Genomic DNA, 18987 nt, shown 5'->3' with positions numbered 1-18987 from the left:
CGCTTATTTTGCAACCGGATTTGCGTAACAATCATTAAATAGTAACAAAATGAACCAATTATCAGATCGTTTAAACAGTTTGTCGCCTTCTGCGACACTGGCTATGTCTCAAAAGAGCGCAGAGCTGAAGGCTCAAGGCGTAGACGTAATTAACCTGAGTGTGGGAGAACCGGACTTCAATACTCCCGACCACATTAAAGAGGCTGCGAAAAAGGCGATAGACGATAACTTTTCTCGCTATTCTCCAGTGCCGGGTTATCCTGCCTTGCGTAATGCAATTGTAGAGAAGTTGAAGAAGGAAAACGGTCTGGAATATACCGCCGCACAAATTTCTTGCGCCAATGGTGCCAAGCAGTCGGTTTGCAATGCAATCCTGGTATTGGTAAATCCGGGTGACGAAGTAATTGTACCTGCCCCCTATTGGGTCAGTTATCCGGAAATGGTAAAGTTGGCTGAGGGTACGCCGGTTATCGTACCTGCCGGTATCGACCAGGACTTTAAGATAACACCTGCACAGCTGGAGGCTGCCATCACCCCGAAGACAAAGGCGCTGATTCTTTGCTCTCCCTCTAACCCTACGGGTTCGGTGTACAGCAAGGAGGAGTTGGCAGGCCTGGCCGCAGTATTGGCAAAGCATCCGCAGGTTGTTGTGATTGCCGATGAGATTTACGAACATATCAACTATATCGGCAAGCATCAGAGCATAGCACAATTCCCCGAAATGAAAGAGCGTACGGTCATTGTGAATGGTGTTTCCAAAGCATATGCAATGACTGGTTGGCGTATCGGTTTCATTGCAGGTCCGGAATGGCTTGTGAAGGCTTGCAATAAATTGCAGGGACAGTATACTTCCGGTCCTTGTTCTGTATCTCAGAAGGCTGCTGAGGCTGCTTATACGGGTACACAAGCTCCGGTGGAGGAAATGCGCAAGGCTTTCGAACGTCGTCGTGATTTGATTGTAAAGTTGGCCAAGGAAGTTCCGGGTTTCGAGGTGAATGTACCGGAAGGTGCTTTTTATCTGTTCCCTAAATGCGATTCATTCTTCGGCAAATCTGCCGGCGAACGTAAAATCAATGATTCAGATGATTTGGCCATGTATCTGTTGGAAGTGGCTCATGTGGCTTGCGTAGGCGGTGCTTCTTTCGGAGCTCCCGAATGCATTCGTATGAGTTATGCAACCAGCGATGAAAATATAGTTGAAGCTATCCGTCGTATAAAAGAAGCACTGGCTAATCTGAAGTGATTCTAACTTCTTCTACAAACTTATTTTAGCAAGACATCTGTCATGCTGTCACGAACAGTTCGTTTCATCAAAGCGGACTGTTCGTTTTGTTATGGCGAACACTCTGTTTCATTATAGCGAACACTCTGTTCCATACAGTATAAACACTTTGTTTTATACTGTACGAACATTTTGTTTTCTACTATATGAACACTTTGTTTTCTACTTATGGAACAAAGTGTTCATGTCTGTGAACTAACGTATTATCCGTATATAGAAAATAACTATGAGGGGGGAAGGTACTGAATCTTACGTGGGGATATAAAAAAGCGCAGGCAGTTTATCTACCCACGCTTTTGTTTTTGATACTGGGATTGTATTATTCTCCCGGATGAATTGCTTCAGAAGGACAAACATCTGCACAAGTACCACACTCTGTGCAAGTCTCAGGTCGATATGATAGATATCACCTTCAGAGATAGCGCCAACCGGACACTCGTCGATACAAGTTCCGCAAGCAATACAATCGTCACTAATTACGTAAGCCATTTTCTTTTAGATTTAAATTATTATTAGTACTAATTCGTTCGGCAAAAATAGTGGTTTTCTTTATTACTTGCTATCAATCTTGATTAAAAACATATAATTTGTATGCCGTCTAAATAAGGAGCCGAGAAAGCGGCATGGCATACCGCAGAGGCTGAAGAATGTTCGTTTTTGAACTTCATAGATGAATTGCTCTGATACTATTGGATTTAGCCGATTTCCAGCTTTTATAGTAGAACAGAAATGATTTGCGAAAAATGTGGAGTAACTTACTTCTCCTCCCCGGAGGAGGGGAATTAAGTTACTCTCTATTTCACCTCTTTTTTTCGCAAACCAATTCTGTTCGACTATAAGAAAGAGTCGGATAGGTAAAAGTAATCACTGCGATTTCTCCTTCTTCGACATTCTCGGTTTGATAGGTACCTTTGAAATGTTCAAAGAACAACTGGTTGATTTTCTGTTGCACTGATACTTTTTGAGAGGCAAACCTGGGATCGGCTATCGGGCTGTTCTCTATCCGGCATGCTATGATGTGTTTGTCCGGATGGTTGACCAAGAACATGCTGACTTTGCGCGTTTCTTTGCAGTCGTTCGGATAAAGCAGCATACTTGTCACTATTTGTGTAAGGCGGTTGACGTCGGTATGGATACGCGCATCTCCTGCCTCTACTTGTAGTTCCAGGAGGATACGGCCTTCACTACGCATTTGTATCAGGCAACCTAGTTCGTTGCACCATTCTTTTACATTACAATCCTGCAATTGAAATTTCATCATATTCGCTTCCAGGCGTGAGAGGTCCAATACGTCGTTTACCAGTTGGATAAGCTCACCCGAATTGGCTTGGATAATACCGGAATACTCTTTTCGCTCTGCTTCATCCAGTTCGTTGTCGATGGAAAGCAGTTGGGAGAAACCGACTACATTGTTCAGTGGAATACGGATATTATAACTCATATTGGCAAGGAAACGACTTTTTATTTCGTTGGCTTCTTCGGCAATAATTGCCAATTTACGCATTTCCTTCTCATCTTGTTGCAGCCGTTTCCTGCTTCTATACATATGTAGGTTGAAAAGTACCAAGGCTATAATGATGATAATGGAGGTGACCAGACAGATACGGTGAAAAGTGGCTTGCCGCCGTTCTTTTTGGAAAAGCAGTTGGTCCATATTATATAGGCTTTGCAGCTGTTCTATCTGTGAGGTGGAAAATACTGTATATAACGAATCTTTTGTCTTGGTTATTTGTTTATAGATAGGAAGTGCGTCGTCCGGAAACCCCATCTTTACTAGTATATCCGCTTTCTGAAGTCCATAAATCATGGCATCATCCGGTGAAATAGGGGTTACAAGTTCAATGGCGTCCTCTAAATAAACCAAAGCTTTGTCGTATTCTTTTGTCAGTTGGTAATATTCGGCATATGCTGCCAAACGTATCAACCGATAAGGAAGAAATGAAGATGTACTGAGATGTTGCTCTGATTTCTGCAAATATTCCCATGCTTCCGCAGGACGCTGGAGGCGGGTATAGTAAAGGGCGTATTGTAAATCTATGAGCAGATACAAATTGGTATAGCCGTTTGTCAGTACGGTGGTGCTTTCTTCCTGCAATCTGTTTTTTGCATTGTTGAGTTCCTCTAGATACCGGAACATGTTGTCATTGTCATGCAGATATGAGTAAGCCAGTACTGCTTTTGTCAATAAATCAATCTGAGTGGCAAGGGAGGAATCCGGACTTGTCAATTCAAAGGCCTTGTTCAGGTAGGTGATTCCTTCTTTGTAACGTAAAGTATTGAAATATCCGGTCATCAGGCATAGGCATGCTTCGCGCATACCGTCATGGTTGCCAAGACTTTGAGCCTTGTCGTACATGTCTTGTGCCTGTTTGAGGGCTAATTCAATCTTCTGGCTGATGATATAGAATTCTATCATCATCTTTTTGCCTCTGAAGTAATGGCGGTAGTAGTTGTGCTCTTCAGACAACTGTTCGAGCCTCCTCAACCATTGTTCTGCATGTTTTTGGTCCAGTAGATTGTAGTAATAAATAATGTGTGCATATATGGCCGCACTCTGGTAATGTACATTTTTCTGGACGATGGCCTCTTCCAATAATTTGTTCTCGTAATAGATGAATGTCGGTGACAGTTGGTCAAACAGTGCTATCTGGTATAGAGTTTCCAATCTGGTGGTATCGGCAGGAGAGGCTAGATATATACGTAGCAGGCTATCCTTGACTTCTGCCCGTCGTACATCTGCGTGTACGGACGGTAACAGCCAGCATAAGGCAATGAGCAATGTAAATATCTGTTTCATTTTTTATTCTCCTTTCTGGCTGTCTGGCTTATGGGGTGGGTGAAGCAGAAGCGTGAGCCTTCGGTATACTCTGAATCAATCCATATTTGTCCGCCGATATGTTCTATGATAAGTTGGCATATGGAGAGCCCCAACCACTGCCTTGAGCATTCTCATTCAGCTTTTCAAAACGTTGGAAAATGTTGGCTTGCTTGTCTTTGGGAATGCCGCAACCGGTATCTGTTACGGTGAATAGTACGGTGTCGTCCGTTTCTTTTTCCAGCTTTAGGACAATGCTGCCTTGTGGGGTAAATTTGGTGGCATTTATCAGTAGGTTAATCAGGACTTGCTGCAGGCGTGAGTCGTCAGTCTCGATGGGCATTTCTTCCAGCTCGGTGGTGAAGGTAAGTTCAGCGTGTGTCTGTTTCACTTTATTCACGGTGTCTATCACGTTTCTGCAGATGCTTACGGCATCATGTTGTGCAATACAGAATTGCAGTTTGCCGAATTCAAGACTCGATAAATCAATCACGTCGTTAATAAGCTTCAGCAATAGTTCTGAGTTCTGTTGGATAACTTCATTGCACTGACGGCGTGTCTCATCGTCCAGTCCCTCTTCCGTCAATAGGGATGAAAAGCCCGATAACGCATTGAGCGGGGTACGGATTTCGTGCTCATGTTCGAGAGGAACACGCTTTTTGCACGCATGGCATTTTCGGCATTTATCCGTGATGCTGCCAGTTTTTGGGTGGAGAGCTTCACCTTTTCCCGCTGCCTTTTGAGTAGGATGGCAAGTAGGACAAATAACGTTACTAATGCCATCGTTCCTACCAATATGCTGGTTATGATTTTATTGTATTCTTTATTGCTGGCCGTCTCTATCTTATCTACCTGGTATTTTGCCTTTATCGTATTGATTTGCCGGATATAGCTTTGTGAAGCGAGTGTATCTATAGGAGGATACAATTCCTGGTAGATTCGGCAGGCTTCCATGGCCATGCCTTGTATTTTGCAGAGATAGATTTTTTCCAGCGAAGTCCAGCGATAATACGTGGAGCGCTTATTACCGGAGTATTCTGCTTGCAATTTGGAGTAGATGTCCAGAGCTTGTTGCCAGTATTGTTTGTCCCAATTTCCCATGGCTCTATAGTAGGCGGCAGTGGTATAATCCAAGTGGAACCGGTAGAACTTCTCTGGGTGCAGTTGTAGATGGAATCCATTTTGTGGAGCCAGATGTTTGCTTTATCAAGATAGTCTTGTGAGAGGTGTCCATGGGAAATGGAAAAATTCGTCTTTTCGATGCAGAAAAAGAAGTCTGTCGGGTAGTCAGGCTCCTGATATAATATTTTTTCCAGTTCTTCCAGGATTTTTTCCGCTTCTTTCAGACGTCCTTTCCGTTGCAGAACGTTAGACATTTTTAAAAGAAGCTGTGCCCTATATGGATGTTCGTCTGAAATGTTGGATAGTTCGGTCAAAGCATCCTGGTATGATTCCAGGGCTTTATCCCCCATGTTGGCTATTGTATTATAGGCGTCGCCAATGGCTTGGTTGGCCACTACCATGCCAAATTGGTAGTTTGTAGCTTTAGCTTCTTCGTACATAAGTTGTGCCCGGTTCGTTGCTAAGCTGATATCGCCGCGCAATGTGTAGGCATTGGCCAATTGAAGTTGTAATAGAAAATACGTCGTTCTATCTTCATTTGATTGTAGGGTGGGAAGAAGTTGCTCACTCCACGTAATGACGCTGTCTATGGATATGGAGTCATCATAGAGAACTTGTCTTTTGACCAATGATTGCAGAATGCTCTGCTTTTCTTGATTGGCTATTGTATGTGCTGATAAGACAGAAGTATACAGTATCTGCCCCAATAGCATCCATATAATCATTTTTGTTCTCAAATGTTTGTTTGCCTCTTTTGTTTATTATTGGCAAAAATAAATATAAACGAGTAAATAAAAAATTAAATAGATGCTTTTTTTCTCCTTTATAGTCAATTTGTTAGCAACTTTATGCAGGCGATTGGAAGGGATTAATAGAGTTCCAAACCAAACTCTTCTTTTAATTGTAATAGTGCACTGTTCTTTTGTGCCATCATCTGGAATTTTTCAACGCGTCCATAGGCACGTACTTTTTCGGTAGGAGCACTAATCCGGACAGTCATGGTGACTTTGCGGTTCTTTAGCCGGGTACGTAGGTAATTTTGCAGGGTGGGTATCATGCTGGTAAATTCCTTGGCAACGATTTCATTATCTACCACAGCCTCAAAAGTTGTGTCATTTATTAAAGTGATGCGCATGTTCTGCATGCGCTTGGCTATGGCTACTTGCTCCTTGGGCATACGTCCGGCATACTCCTGCCAGTAATAGTTCAAATCCCTTTCATTGAAGATGTAGTCTTCTTCCGGTTGTGCTGCTTGGTGGACGGCAGTAGGGTTAGATGAAGGGTTTCTTTGTTCCTCTTCTATATGAGGGCGTTTGATGGAGACCCCTAATCCGGACATTTTCATGACCGGAATTTTTTTCTCTTCTCTCCCTTGTGCCATTAATACGGCAGCAGGTGTGGCATGTGGAGTTGTTGCATTACCATGCTGCGTGGCAGCAGGTTGGGGAGTGCTGTTTGTCTGTACTGCCGGCTGTACGGTTTGTTGGGGCGTGGCAGCAGTGGCCTGTGGCTGCTGAGCGGCGGCAGGCTGCGTGAATATGGGTTTTATAGCTTGTTTAGGGCTGCGCCCATTGGTACCGTCGTCCTCCTCGGCGGTCAGTTGTGCCACTTGTATCAGAGTGAGCTCTACCAGTAGCCGTTTGTTTTTACTGGCACGGTAGTTCAGGTCACAATCGTTGCAGAGCTTCATGGCACGGTAAAGAAAAGGGAGGGGGCATTGCTGTGCTTGTGCCTGGTAACGTTCGCGGATGCTTGCGCCGACTTCAAGCAACGGCAGTGTCGCCGAGTCTTTGCTGACAAGCAAGTCACGTAGGTGGGATGAAAGTCCGGTGATGAAGTGGCTGCCGTCGAAGCCTTTGTTGAGCACATCATTCAGTAATAGCAACGCGTCACTGATTTTGTTCTCAAGAAAGAATCCGGTTAGTTTGAAGTAGTATTCATAGTCCAGCACGTTGAGGTTCTCAATCACACTCTTATAGGTGATGTGTCCTCCGGTGAAGCTTACCACCTGGTCGAAGATGGATAGTGCGTCGCGCATACCGCCGTCTGCTTTGAGGGCAATGACATTCAACGCTTCCGGTTCAGCAGTGATGCCTTCTTTGGAGGCGACATATGCGAGGTGTGCTACGGTGTCTTCCACACCAATCCGGCTGAAATCATATATTTGGCAGCGTGAAAGGATGGTGGGCAGTATCTTGTGCTTCTCGGTAGTGGCAAGGATGAATATGGCATGGCGTGGAGGCTCTTCCAGTGTTTTCAGGAAAGCATTGAAAGCCGAGGCGGACAGCATATGTACCTCGTCAATGATATATACTTTGTATTTACCTATCTGAGGTGGTATGCGTACCTGCTCCACCAATTGGCGGATGTCATCCACAGAGTTGTTTGAGGCGGCATCCAGCTCATGGATATTGTAGGAGCGCTGCTCATTGAAGGCAGTACAGGATTCACACTGGTTGCATGCTTCACCGTCTGCTGTGGGGCTCATGCAGTTGATGGTTTTAGCAAAGATACGGGCACAAGTTGTTTTTCCCACGCCTCTTGGACCGCAAAAAAGATAGGCATGCGCCAATTTTCCGGTGGCAATGGCATTCTTCAAGGTAGTGGTCAGTGCACGTTGGCCTACCACAGACTCAAAGGTCGAGGGACGATATTTCCGTGCAGATACAATATAGTTTTCCATATTCGGGATATTCTTTGCTTTTTGTGCAAATGTACACAAAAAAAAGAAATCTTTCGGTTATTCCTCTTATCTTTGTGACGTGAAGTTATATGATGGGCAAGCTCCATCATGAATGATAAATTGCTAAATAGTAGATAACGAGATGGATAAACTTGCTTCTCTTTGGTCTTTTGTCCGCAAGCATAAATATCTGATTACGCTTGCGTTGTTTGCTGTAATTATCGGGTTCCTGGATGAGAACAGTGTTGTACGCCGTTTGGGTTACGCCCGGGAAGAAAGCCGTCTGCGCGATGAAATAGAAAAGTACCGCAAGGAATACGAGGAGAATACCGAACGGCTCAATGAGCTTGCCGTCGACTCCGGTGCCATCGAACGGATTGCCCGTGAGAAGTATCTGATGAAAAAGCCCAATGAGGATATTTATGTATTTGAAGAAGATATAGAAGAATGAAACAACTGATACCCGCCCTTTTCGCAGTAGGGGCCGTGATGCTCTTGGCAGGAGCTGCCGTTTATATCACGGGCTGGCCTCTTTCACCTTATATATATACTATCGGCGCTACGATGGTTGCTTTGGCCCAAATCAATTCTCCGTCCAAATGTAAAAGCCCCACTGTCAAACGCCTGCGCCGGCAGCAAATATTCGGTGCGCTTTTGCTGGTGCTTACGGGGGCATTCATGCTCTTTACAAGGGGCAATGAATGGATTGTGTCTCTGACGATAGCCGCCATTCTTGAACTTTACACTTCGGTACGTATTCCGCAAGAGGAGGCGAAAGAAGGTTTAAGCTAAATCTGGAACATATATTCTGCATAAACAAGAGGGGGGTGTCAAAACTGGTATTCACCACAGATTACACAGATTTGCACAGATAAGAATTGTTGATTATCAGTAGATTAAGCTCATTCTGTGTTAATCCGTGTAATCTGTGGTGAATTTTGACACCCTCTTCTCATTTAGTCAATCTTCTGCGTTATCCGTCTATCTTTCTACCTTTTCTACTGTCAGAACTGCCGAAGAGACACCTGCCGTTACGTCAACTGTGAACCGGTAAGCGACACCGTTTTCCAGACTTTTGCCTTCTACGAGGCCCAAGTTGCCGGCATCACGTCCATTGGTTCCGTCACCTATAAATACCAGGTCACTGGTGGTCGACAAGGCATCATTCTTATATTCACCTCCCCATCCTTGCTGGTGGAAGAATTTGAAGTTGATGTCATCAGATTTGATTTGCTCTCCCGCTACTACTGTTACCTGATACTTCTTCGCTTCAATCTGTGACATGCAGAGACCTTTTTCTGTAGTCCAACCTACGGTATTGGTCGCTACGGAAGGTTTACCGATACCGTCACCGATAATCCAAAGGGCTCCGGTTCCGTCATTGTTCAGAGTGGCAGTGCTTGTTCCGTTCATTTTCAATACCTCCAGATAATTCAGGGCCAGGTTGGCAATGACGCGATAAGTTCCATCGATGGGCAGGAACTTCAGCGAACCGTCTTCATTCTTCTCGAAGAAGTCGGGGTCTATCCAGTATTGGTCGAAGTTGGGAATGTCTGCAGTGATGTTGTCCCCTTGCTTCAGATTGAGGTCGATGCTATAGTGGTCATCATCCACCATTTCCATCTCAGAACCGTTTAGCAACAGCTTCACGAAAGGAGCGGCTGCATAAGTCAGCGTATTGAAGGAGATGGAATATTCTCCAGCCGACAGATTGGAGAAGGTAATTTCACTGGAGGTACCTTGTGTAATGGCGCCGTTGCTCCATCCGAAGTTGATTTCATTGCCGTTGGCACCTACTTTAGGAGCTTTGATGTAGCCTTTTACTTTTTGCGCAAATTCACCGGTCACGCTATACTGATTAGTTGCGTTTTTTTCCATGCGGTATTCCTGGTCTCCCGAAACCAGAGTCAGGTAAGGGAAGTCCGGACGGCTCAGCGCCACATCATAGCTTTTCTCTGTAATTGTGAAATTGATGTTCTGCAGAATGAACTTCAGTGTGGCCGTTCCGTTGGGAATATTTGCCAGATAGGGAACAAATATTTTCCCGGTATAGTCTTGACCGTTTACTTTTGTACGGATTACAGTCTCTGACACCATTTCGTCGCTGAAGTATAACCGCGCTTTTAGTGTGGAAAGGGGTACATCTGCGTCCGATGCCTTGATTGTAAAAGGCAGACTGTCGCCGAACAAGGCTGAAGAAGGTTCTGCCTGAAAGTCCATTGTCGGGTTGCCGGGAACCGGATCGTCATCGCTGCAAGCATTCAGCATGGCTATGCCTGCCAATGCCATTAGATAGTATTTTAAGCTTTTCATTATAATCTTCTGTTTAAATTATTAGTTTTATTTTTTCCAACGGTAAGAAACGACTGCTTTGGCCGGAACTTCGTAGGAGAAGTAATGTGTGCTGTCGCTTACGGTGATTCGCTTGGCCTCCGCATTGTTGTTGGCCAATACGAATGCATAGGTACCGTCCGTATTCTCGAAGGCAGAGTAAGTGATACCGCTGGCTGTGTAACCGGTCGTTCCGATGCGTACAGCTCCCGGCTTTACAACCGAAGACATGTGACCGATAAGGTAGTAGTGGGAGTTACGGACAATTTTAGAATAGTTTGTATTGTCAATATCCACTGCACCGTAGCAGGTCTTGCAAGAACCGTTTGAAGGACTTACCGGTCCCAGGTCACTGTCCAATACTAGATTCCATACAATGGCGCCGCGGCACCAGTTGTTGGCTGTTCCCAATGCTATTTCTTCCATATCGTTAAGCAGGCGTGCTTCCAAATCACGACCGGAGTTCCAAGTACCGATGGAGGTTTCCGTAAAAAGCAGTTCCTTGTTGGGATAGAGTTTGTGGATATTCAGCAGCTCAGAACGGTTACCGCCATAATTATGGTAGGCAGCGCCCGCAATGTATTGTGAAGCTTCTGCGTCGTCATAAATCTTGGTGGGGTAACTCTTTTGGTCGGCCAGATTGTCGTAGTTGTAGTTATGGTCGAAAACATAAATCTTTGTGGCAACTCCGGCTTCTTTGAAGGCAGGGCCCAGGCCGGTCTTGATGAAGTCACGGGCTTCTTCCCATCCCATGAACAGGGATGCTGAGTTACCGTGGTTCAGCGGTTCGTTTTGCGGAGTCACAGCGTGGATTTTGATTCCTTCCTTTTCGAAAGCTTGTATCCATTTTACGAAGTAGTCGCCATACGTTCTGTAATATTCGGGGTTCAAGTGTCCGCTGGTCCATGAGTCAAAGGGTACACGTTCCTCCAGGCTTTTCATTTTCATCCACTTCGGACATGTCCAGGGAGCGGCAATCACTTTGACGGCAGGATTGATTGCCAGAATTTCCTTCAATATAGGAATCACATACTGGGTGTCTTCCATCGGCAGGGCAAAGTGCTCCAGTCCCTTTTCGTCACAGCAAGTGAATTCACTGAATGAGAAGTCGGAACAACCGATGGCAATACGTACATAGCTGAATCCGTAGCCTTCCTTGTCCGAGAAGGTTTCTGTCAGGAACTTCGTGCGGTTCTCTTGTGTCATCTGCATTAGGTTGTAGCCGGTGGAGCCGGTGATGGCTGCGCCGAAACCGTCCATTTCCTGATAGCGGGTGGCAGGGTCGAGTGTCACGGTAGAAGGTGACATGTTGCTTCCGGTGCCGAAGGCGAGCCCGGACTTTGTCAAATCATAAGTACGGCTGGTGTTCGTTACATAGAGAGTAACATCCTTTGCCTCTTCCGTGGGTTGGTCTGGCTTGGGCTCCGGTGTAGGGGTGATGTTACTGTCATTGTCATTGCCGCAGGCTGCCAGTATGGTGAAGCAGCTTAATGCGGTAGTGAATATATTTCTTAAGTTCATATTCGATTGATTTTTATATTACTCATTAATATTAATAGCCCGGGTTCTGTATTAGATTTTCGTTCTGGTCGATGGCTCCTTGGGGGATAGCCAGCAAATAGGAGTTCTCATTGAACGGATTTTCTTGTGCATGGCGACCGCTGTCTTTGGCGTAAACGGCGTTCATCACTTCTTCCACTTTATTGAGACGGCAAAGGTCGTACCAGCGCTGTCCTTCAAAGGCAAGCTCCATGCGGCGTTCGTTCATATAAGCTTGGAGCAATGCTTCTTTACTGCTGCGGGTGCTTTGTGGAAGTTTGCCCAGTCCGGCACGGTTGCGGATGCGGTCGATGATGTCGGCTGCACCGTTCAGGTCGGGAGTTTCTCCCATAATTTTTGCTTCGGCTTTCAGCAACAGGATGTCGGCATAGCGCAGATAGATGATGCTATTGAATGATGAACGGCATTTGTACATGAACGCATAGTGGTTAGAGGGATAATAGTTGCTCCATCCGCAGTCATACCATACAACAGATTCGTTGTAACGTTTCGTGTCTCCTTGCTCTTCGTAAAGGCGGATGAGGTCGCGCGATGGGGTAACCCATTTGGCCCAGGTGAAACTTTCATCCCAGTTGCTCAGGTTGCGGCCGAACATCCAAGTACACCAGTTGCCGGAACCGGGAGGAAAATGGGCTTCGAGAATTGCCTCCTTGGTGTTACGTACCCGGCAGTCTTTTTTTTCCGTATCATATGCCCAAAGGTCGCTGAAGTCTTCCACGAGGTCGAAGCCGTCGGCAGCAAGTTCATCGGCATATTTGATAACCTTTGCATAATCGCGCAGAGGTTTTTCTGCATAGACCTTGGCGAGCATGGCACGTGCCACCGATTTGGTAAGTATGCTTTTGTCTGATGTGTCGTTTGTCGGTGTGTTGGGGTTTTCCACTGCCTCAGTCAAGTCTTTCTCTATTTGGGCGTAAGCTCTTCAGCCGTATTCTGTGGCGGAAAGTAGGTCGGGTACATCTCTTCTACGTTGTCTTCGGTAATGTCACCGCCCACGGTAGTGATGACCGGAAAGTTGCCCCATAAGCGTACCATATCGAACATGACCATGGCACGGAATATCTTGGCTTGTGACTGATACTTGCCGCGTTCACTTTCACTGAGTGCCTTGAGCTGGTCACAGCCCACGATGATGCGGTTGGCAACGGCGATGTCGCCTAAGAAACGGTCCCAGTCACGCTTCAGTACAGAATTGGAGCCTTCGATGGAGTTGGTTTCGTAGGGCACTACCTCGGCTCCCGTTGTTCCGGCATAGGCATTGTCGGCATGGGCGTCGCCGATAAGCAATTTGTCTACATACCAGTGTTCCTGCTGGTCGCGGAATTTTTTGTGGAGGGTCACCATTGAAGTTTCCACGTCTTGCACACTGTTGAAGATAGGCTTTTCATCAGTTTTGTTCACTCTTTCCGTTACATCCGAGTAGGTGTCTACGGGATTATAGTCCAAGTCACATGAGGTTGCGGTCATTGCCAACAATACACCGCAAGCTATACTTTTATATATATGGTTTAATTTCATAAGTTATTTCTCCCTTTTTTAGAATTCAACATTGATACCGAAAACGAATGATTTGCTCTGCGGGTAAGTTCCATAGTCGATGCCCTGTACAGAACCGCTGTTGCCGTATTGGTTTACTTCAGGATCCATACCTGAATAGCTGGTCCAGGTCAGCAAATTGCTGGCGGTAAAATAAGGCTGTACGCGGCTAATACCCCATTTTTTGAACTGGCGGCAACGGATGTTGTAAGAGAGTGAGATGTCTTTGACACGCAGGTAACTGCCGTCTTCCACAAAGTAAGTGGAGTTCTTGATGTTGAAGTTGGCTTTCGGGACATTCGTAATCTGTCCGGGAATTCTCCAGCGTTTCAATACTTCTGTTGACTGGTTTTTACCGTCATACATACCTTCGGTTTCCATACGGGACACATTGAAGATGTCGTTTCCGTAGCTTCCCTGGATGAAGATGCTCAGGCTGAGGTCTTTCCATGTAAAGGTGTTTGTCAATCCGTAGATGAAGTCGGGATTCGGGTCGCCGATATAGGTACGGTCGGAAGTGGAAATCTTGCCGTCTTCGTTAAGGTCGCGATAAATCAGGTTACCGGTTTCGGGGTCTACACCGTCGCTGATGTAACCGTAGAAACCACCCAAAGGACGTCCGGGCTCGTTGCGTACGATATTCTCTTTCACCACCTCGGCACTGCTTGCTGCTGTATAGATTTTCTGCAATGATAGTTTGGTCAGTTTGTTCTTATTGAAAGAGATGTTGAAGTCGGTATCCCAAGAAAACTCGCCGGTCAGGTTATGGGAGTTGATGGCGAATTCGAATCCCTTGTTGGTCATCTCACCTTCGTTACGGGTGATGCTGGTGGTTGCTGCTGCACCGGCAGGCAGACTTACCTTCATCAACATGTCTGTAGTTTTCTTGTAATAGTAGTCCATGCTGAAGGTCAGTCTGTTGTTCAGTACGGTCAGGTCAAGACCGATGTTCGTCTGGTTGGTAGTTTCCCATTTCAGGTCACTTGTTCTCAGGTTGGCCTGGCTGATGCCGGGAACTGCATGGTCGTTACCTTCTTCAAACCAGGGTATACGGTTGATGTTGTAACGTTGCAGATACGAGTAATCGCCTATACCGCTTTGGTTACCGGTCTGTCCCCAGCCACCGCGGAGCTTCAGGTCATCAATCCAAGTGATGTCTTTCATGAACTTTTCCGACGAAATACGCCATGCAGCCGAGAAAGAGGGGAAAATGCCCCAGCGATGGTCGGGATGCAGCTTGGATGAACCGTCGGCACGCATGTTCATGGTAAGCATGTACTTGCTGTCATAGTTGTAGGACACACGGGCGAAATAGGAAGAGATAGCCCACTGTGAAGCTCCTGACCCGGTACCGTCCCATGAAATTTTATTGGCAGCGTTCAGGGTCTGTATTTTATCGTCCCGGAAATGTGAGCCGTTTATCCAACTGTTGGTATAGTCCGATTTGGTATAGGAAGAACCTGCCATTACGTCGATGCCATGCTTCTTGATATTGGTATTGTAAGTCAATATGTTATCGAACACCAACACAGTATTCATATTCCGATTGTCAGAGGCTGTACCGAAGCTGTTGCGTCCGTCGGTGGTTGATATTGGATCGAGGAATGTGGTGCTTACACCGTTACGGCGGTCCAGGGCTACGGATGATTTCAACTTCAGGTTGGGCAGGAAGCTGATAGTAGCGGCTCCGGATGCGATGAGGCGGTTCTCCTTGTTCTTGTTGTTTTTCTGGCGGGCCAGGTTTTCCATCGGGTTCATGATGTTCACCCCATAGAAGTTCTTATTGTATTGATTCGGTTTTTCAGGATCCCAAATAGGGGCATAGGTCGGAGTGTTGATGACCGAGAGGACTACACCACCACGGTTGGCACCCGTACCGGAGATGATGCCGGTGTTTCCGATGTTGTCGGAGTAGGAGATATTGGCACTTACATTCAGCCAGCTGCGTATTTGGTTGTCGATATTGGCGCGGAAGCTATACCGCTTGAAGTATGTTCCTTCCAAAATACCTTTTTCATCCAGATAACCGGCAGAGAGGAAGTATTTCATCTTTTCATTTCCGTTTGATACGGACACTTGGTAGTTCTGGGTTTGTCCGGTCTTGTAAACCTCGTCAAACCAGTCTGTCTGGTCGGTCAGCCCTTCAAGAGCAGTTGGATTTACAGCCCCGATTTCTTCTTGCAATTCGCGGTACTGTTCTGTATTCAGTGCTTCCATGCTCTTGCCTACTTTTGTCATGCCATATTGTACGTTCAATGCTACTTTGGCGTTGCCTGCCGAGCCGCTCTTGGTAGTAATCAATACCACACCGTTAGCTGCGCGCGAACCGTAGATGGCTGCTGATGAGGCATCCTTCAGAATAGAGAGGTTTTCAATGTCGTTGGGAGAGAGAAAGTTAATGTTATCCACGGGTACACCGTCCACTACGTAGAGCGGGTCGTTGCTACCGTTGAACGAGGTGGTACCACGTACGCGGATACTCATACCTCCGCCCGGTTCGCCGCTGGGTTGCATAACCGACACACCGGCCGCTTTACCTTGCAGGGCTTGGGCTGCCGATACAATGGGGCGTTGGTCCAAATCCTTTGTAGAAACCGTAGATACGGCAGTGGTTACGTCTTTACGCTTCACACTTCCATAGCCGATGACTACCACCTCGTCCAGCAGTTCGTTGTCTTCCTGCAATGTGATATTCATGTTGGTGGTTGCTTTTACCTCTATCGTCTTGTAGCCGATGAAGGATATTACCAGTGTGGCATTCTGTCCTACACTCAGGGAAAACTCCCCATCCAGATTGGTAACAACACCGTTGGTCGTTCCCTTTTCCAATACAGATGCACCAATGACCTCCAGGCCTGCGGCATCTACTACTTTACCCGTAGCTGTCAATCGTTGGGCAAATGCATTTGTTGACATTAGCAGTACGAGTAATGTCAGAAGGAGCTTGTAACTCCGCGTAAGAAGATTTCTTGTAATCATTCTCATAGTACTTTAATTAAAAGATTTAATTTATTTTAGAAAAGTATGTTCTAATAGAGATTGTATGTTTTCCATAGTACACTTTTCTTTCTCTGTTGCAAAGATAGTGGACAACCTTATTCGTCCGATAGGCGGGTAATGTGGAGAAGTAAGTCGGAGTAAAATGTAAATATCACATATATAGCGGGTTGTGTTCTTGCTGATTGCTGTATAAAGTAAAGGTCAGCTACTATGGAAGGAGGTCTGTATATGCTGTTTTATCGCTGTAAATGGTCGAAATACCTCTTAATTTTCATGTACTTTTTAGGGTAGAAGTAGCTTATGTTTAGATAGATTAATTTATCTTTGTGCTCTCAGCCTTATATAAATAATAGAAATGAAAAGAAAAATCATAGCTTTACTATTTTTACTGATGGGGTGTACCTTTCTGAATGCAGCACCTTACAGTGAAAAAATAAAAGAACTGCTGGTACGCCTTGACTCTCTGATTGCGCAAAAAAACACGTTTGCTATGCTTAAAGAGGCGAAGATTGCCCAGTTGCACAAGCTGCAAAAGGATGTGCGTACTTTGGAAGAGAGGTATTGGCTGAATAAAAATCTTTATGATGAGTATTGCGTCTATAACGCCGATTCTGCAATGAATTATGTGGTAGACAATTTGGATATAGTTTATAAGCAGAATGATAAATACCGGCAGATGGAGTGGAAGATAAAAAAGTCTTTTCTGTTGGCTGCCACTGGTTTGTTGAAAGAAGCTCAGGATGAATTGCGCGGAGTTTCAGGCGGTTCGCTCCCCAAAGAATTGTTAGTGGACTATTACGGGCAAATGCTGTATCTGTATTCGCATTTCAATCAGTATACCGGTAGTGAAATGGGTACTTTGCATGAACATTATGCACAGTTGGAGCGTGTTTACAAGGACTCCTTGAATATGGTTCTTACCTCTGAAGATCCCTTGTTCTTGTGGTATAAAGGGCAGGTAGTACAAGGTACGGACAGTATGTATGTTTTTAAAGAACGTTTGCAGAAGGGAATTCTTAATTCTGCATTCGACACTCGGCGCGATGCATGAATGCTTACGTGCTGGCCTGCTTTTATCGCGAGTCCGATGAGCAGGAAAATTATCTGACTTACCTGATATATTCTGCTATGGCCGATGTGCGTATCTCCAATAAAGACATTGCTTCGCTGGAAGAACTGGCGGGGGTACTTTTTAGTTTGGGTGATATTGACCATGCCTATGTCTACATGAGTTACTGTTTGCAGAATGCCTTGGCATATCGGAACCGGGTGAGGGTAGTGGGCATCTCTGCAGTGCAGGACACCATTCATCAGATCTATCAGGAACGTAATCAGAGGCAAGAAGCGCGGTTACGTATGTATTTGGTACTGGTCAGTGTCTTGTCCTTGATATCCTTGTTTGCCTTCCTATATATATACAAGCAGATGAAGCGGTTGAAGCAGTCGCGCCAACAGCTGAATGAGGCAAACAACCGCTTGAATAAGCATGTGGAAGAGCTTTCGAAAATGCACGGACAAGTGGCAGAAACGAATGTGCAGCTTACTTCTTTGAATGAACAGTTGAGAGATACCAATAATCAGCTTCGTGAATCCAACTATGTGAAGGAGGAATACATAGGTTATGTCTTTTCCATTTGTTCCAATTATATCAGCAAGCTGGATGAGTATCGGAAAAATATCAATCGTAAGCTTAAGGCAAATCAGTTGGAGGATGTGAAAGCATTAACCGATACTCATTCTATGGCACAGAATGAGTTGAAAGAGTTCTATCATAACTTTGATGCTATCTTCTTGCACATTTATCCGGATTTTGTAAGTGACTTCAATGCCTTGCTCCATCCTGACGAGCAGATTGTGCTAAAAGATGGTGAGTTGCTGAATACGGAATTGCGCATTTATGCTTTGGTGCGTTTAGGTATCACTGATAGTGTGAAGATTGCCGAATTCTTGCATTATTCACCTCAGACCGTTTATAATAATCGTTTGAAGACACGTAATAAGGCTATCATTCCTCGGGAAGAGTTTGCTGCCGCTGTGCGTTCTTTGGGTAGGGCACAGAAGTGGACTTGATAAAGGCTTCTACTGATTGTCGCTGTATAATGCGTAGATGACACCTAAGAGTTAGGAGAAAAACTGCGATGTACTACCTTGTTTTTCTCTAAAAACTAATCTTTCCACAGCCATGTTCTTTTCTTACCACAGCTGTGGTAAGAAAGACACACGGCTGTGGAAAGAAAGAAGCATATCTGTGGTGAGAAAAGTTGTTCAGTAATTCTCGTTTAGTTTCCGGGCTTTCCGGATGTAACCTTTCGCGGGTTTATTGTCAGTTCTCTTTGGGCTCCGCAAGCGTGGTGCCGGCCGTTCTGTGGTCTATGTCAAGTGCTGAATGGTCTATTCCAATGCGCGCGCGTATATATATAATGTGTCCCCTTTCCTTCTTCCTTCCTTTCCCTTTAAAAAACATGCTTTAAAACATATCTATCAATCAGCGAGTTATGAAAAAGTTCACGTAAACCCTCAAAAAAAGCTTGTATATATTTTGCGGATGTCCATAAAAGCCCTACTTTTGCATCCGCTTTCGGGAACGAAGGCAGCGATGATTTGACATTCTGACAGTAAAACGGAGCGGTAAGCTTCCATTTTTCTCCTCTTTGCTAT

8 protein-coding genes and 4 pseudogenes are annotated in these 18987 nt (G+C 45.4%); 4 read left to right on the top strand and 8 right to left on the bottom strand.

Annotation, left to right across the window (positions count from 1 at the left end; genetic code table 11):
- Positions 1-49 precede the first annotated feature (49 nt).
- Complete coding sequence (locus JCM16496_RS16405; RefSeq protein WP_128809674.1) at positions 50-1243, top strand: pyridoxal phosphate-dependent aminotransferase; 1194 nt, start codon at positions 50-52, stop codon at positions 1241-1243.
- A gap of 358 nt (positions 1244-1601) precedes the next feature.
- Here the strand turns inward: JCM16496_RS16405 and fdxA are convergent.
- From fdxA to JCM16496_RS16385, 4 genes and pseudogenes are all read right to left on the bottom strand, one after another.
- Positions 1602-1771: pseudogene (fdxA, locus tag JCM16496_RS16400) on the bottom strand (4Fe-4S ferredoxin).
- Positions 1772-2081: 310 nt separating this feature from the next.
- Positions 2082-4079: a sensor histidine kinase gene (locus JCM16496_RS16395; protein WP_025835638.1), complete on the bottom strand. Its 1998-nt coding sequence runs from the start codon at positions 4077-4079 to the stop codon at positions 2082-2084.
- Positions 4076-5932, bottom strand: a pseudogene (locus JCM16496_RS16390) (tetratricopeptide repeat-containing sensor histidine kinase). Before JCM16496_RS16390 ends, JCM16496_RS16395 begins: the two are co-directional and overlap by 4 nt.
- A gap of 155 nt (positions 5933-6087) precedes the next feature.
- Positions 6088-7902 (bottom strand): DNA polymerase III subunit gamma/tau, encoded by a 1815-nt coding sequence (locus tag JCM16496_RS16385; protein WP_025835636.1) that lies wholly within the window; start codon positions 7900-7902, stop codon positions 6088-6090.
- A gap of 142 nt (positions 7903-8044) precedes the next feature.
- Here JCM16496_RS16385 and JCM16496_RS16380 point away from each other — a divergent pair, with 142 nt between their 5' ends.
- Both JCM16496_RS16380 and JCM16496_RS16375 read left to right on the top strand, forming a co-directional pair.
- On the top strand, positions 8045-8353 hold the full coding sequence (locus tag JCM16496_RS16380) for an FtsB family cell division protein (RefSeq protein WP_005824736.1): 309 nt from the start codon (positions 8045-8047) through the stop codon (positions 8351-8353).
- Positions 8350-8694, top strand: coding sequence for a hypothetical protein (locus JCM16496_RS16375; protein WP_005824737.1), 345 nt, complete (start codon positions 8350-8352; stop codon positions 8692-8694). The genes JCM16496_RS16380 and JCM16496_RS16375 overlap by 4 nt, the downstream gene beginning before the upstream one ends.
- Before the next feature lie 189 nt (positions 8695-8883).
- Here the strand turns inward: JCM16496_RS16375 and JCM16496_RS16370 are convergent, their stop codons facing one another.
- From JCM16496_RS16370 to JCM16496_RS16355, 4 genes and pseudogenes are all read right to left on the bottom strand, one after another.
- Entirely contained in the window at positions 8884-10215 is a 1332-nt protein-coding gene (locus tag JCM16496_RS16370) for a DUF5125 domain-containing protein (RefSeq protein WP_025835632.1), read from the bottom strand.
- A 27-nt stretch (positions 10216-10242) separates the two neighbouring features.
- On the bottom strand, positions 10243-11754 hold the full coding sequence (locus tag JCM16496_RS16365; protein WP_025835631.1) for an endo-1,6-beta-glucanase: 1512 nt from the start codon (positions 11752-11754) through the stop codon (positions 10243-10245).
- Between the two features lie 31 nt (positions 11755-11785).
- Positions 11786-13311, bottom strand: a pseudogene (locus tag JCM16496_RS16360) (RagB/SusD family nutrient uptake outer membrane protein).
- 18 nt (positions 13312-13329) lie between these two features.
- Positions 13330-16245: a SusC/RagA family TonB-linked outer membrane protein gene (locus tag JCM16496_RS16355; protein WP_439644537.1), complete on the bottom strand. Its 2916-nt coding sequence runs from the start codon at positions 16243-16245 to the stop codon at positions 13330-13332.
- Between the two features lie 439 nt (positions 16246-16684).
- Here JCM16496_RS16355 and susR point away from each other — a divergent pair.
- Positions 16685-18399: pseudogene (gene susR, locus JCM16496_RS25330) on the top strand (SusR family glycan utilization regulator).
- Positions 18400-18987 lie beyond the last annotated feature (588 nt).

This window comes from Bacteroides rodentium JCM 16496 (assembly GCF_000614125.1).
Lineage (GTDB): Bacteria > Bacteroidota > Bacteroidia > Bacteroidales > Bacteroidaceae > Bacteroides > Bacteroides rodentium.
The sequence above is the reverse complement of the archived record's forward strand: the minus strand, read 5'-3'. Positions and strand labels throughout refer to the sequence as shown.

What these genes read in the sequence shown, in the direction of transcription:
- JCM16496_RS16405 (WP_128809674.1), top strand. Translation starts at nt 50, where the DNA reads ATGAACCAATTATCAGATCGTTTAAACAGTTTGTCGCCTTCTGCGACA.
- JCM16496_RS16365 (WP_025835631.1), bottom strand. Translation starts at nt 11,754, where the DNA reads ATGAACTTAAGAAATATATTCACTACCGCATTAAGCTGCTTCACCATA.
- JCM16496_RS16380 (WP_005824736.1), top strand. Translation starts at nt 8,045, where the DNA reads ATGGATAAACTTGCTTCTCTTTGGTCTTTTGTCCGCAAGCATAAATAT.
- JCM16496_RS16385 (WP_025835636.1), bottom strand. Translation starts at nt 7,902, where the DNA reads ATGGAAAACTATATTGTATCTGCACGGAAATATCGTCCCTCGACCTTT.
- JCM16496_RS16355 (WP_439644537.1), bottom strand. Translation starts at nt 16,245, where the DNA reads ATGTCAACAAATGCATTTGCCCAACGATTGACAGCTACGGGTAAAGTA.
- JCM16496_RS16375 (WP_005824737.1), top strand. Translation starts at nt 8,350, where the DNA reads ATGAAACAACTGATACCCGCCCTTTTCGCAGTAGGGGCCGTGATGCTC.
- JCM16496_RS16370 (WP_025835632.1), bottom strand. Translation starts at nt 10,215, where the DNA reads ATGAAAAGCTTAAAATACTATCTAATGGCATTGGCAGGCATAGCCATG.
- JCM16496_RS16395 (WP_025835638.1), bottom strand. Translation starts at nt 4,079, where the DNA reads ATGAAACAGATATTTACATTGCTCATTGCCTTATGCTGGCTGTTACCG.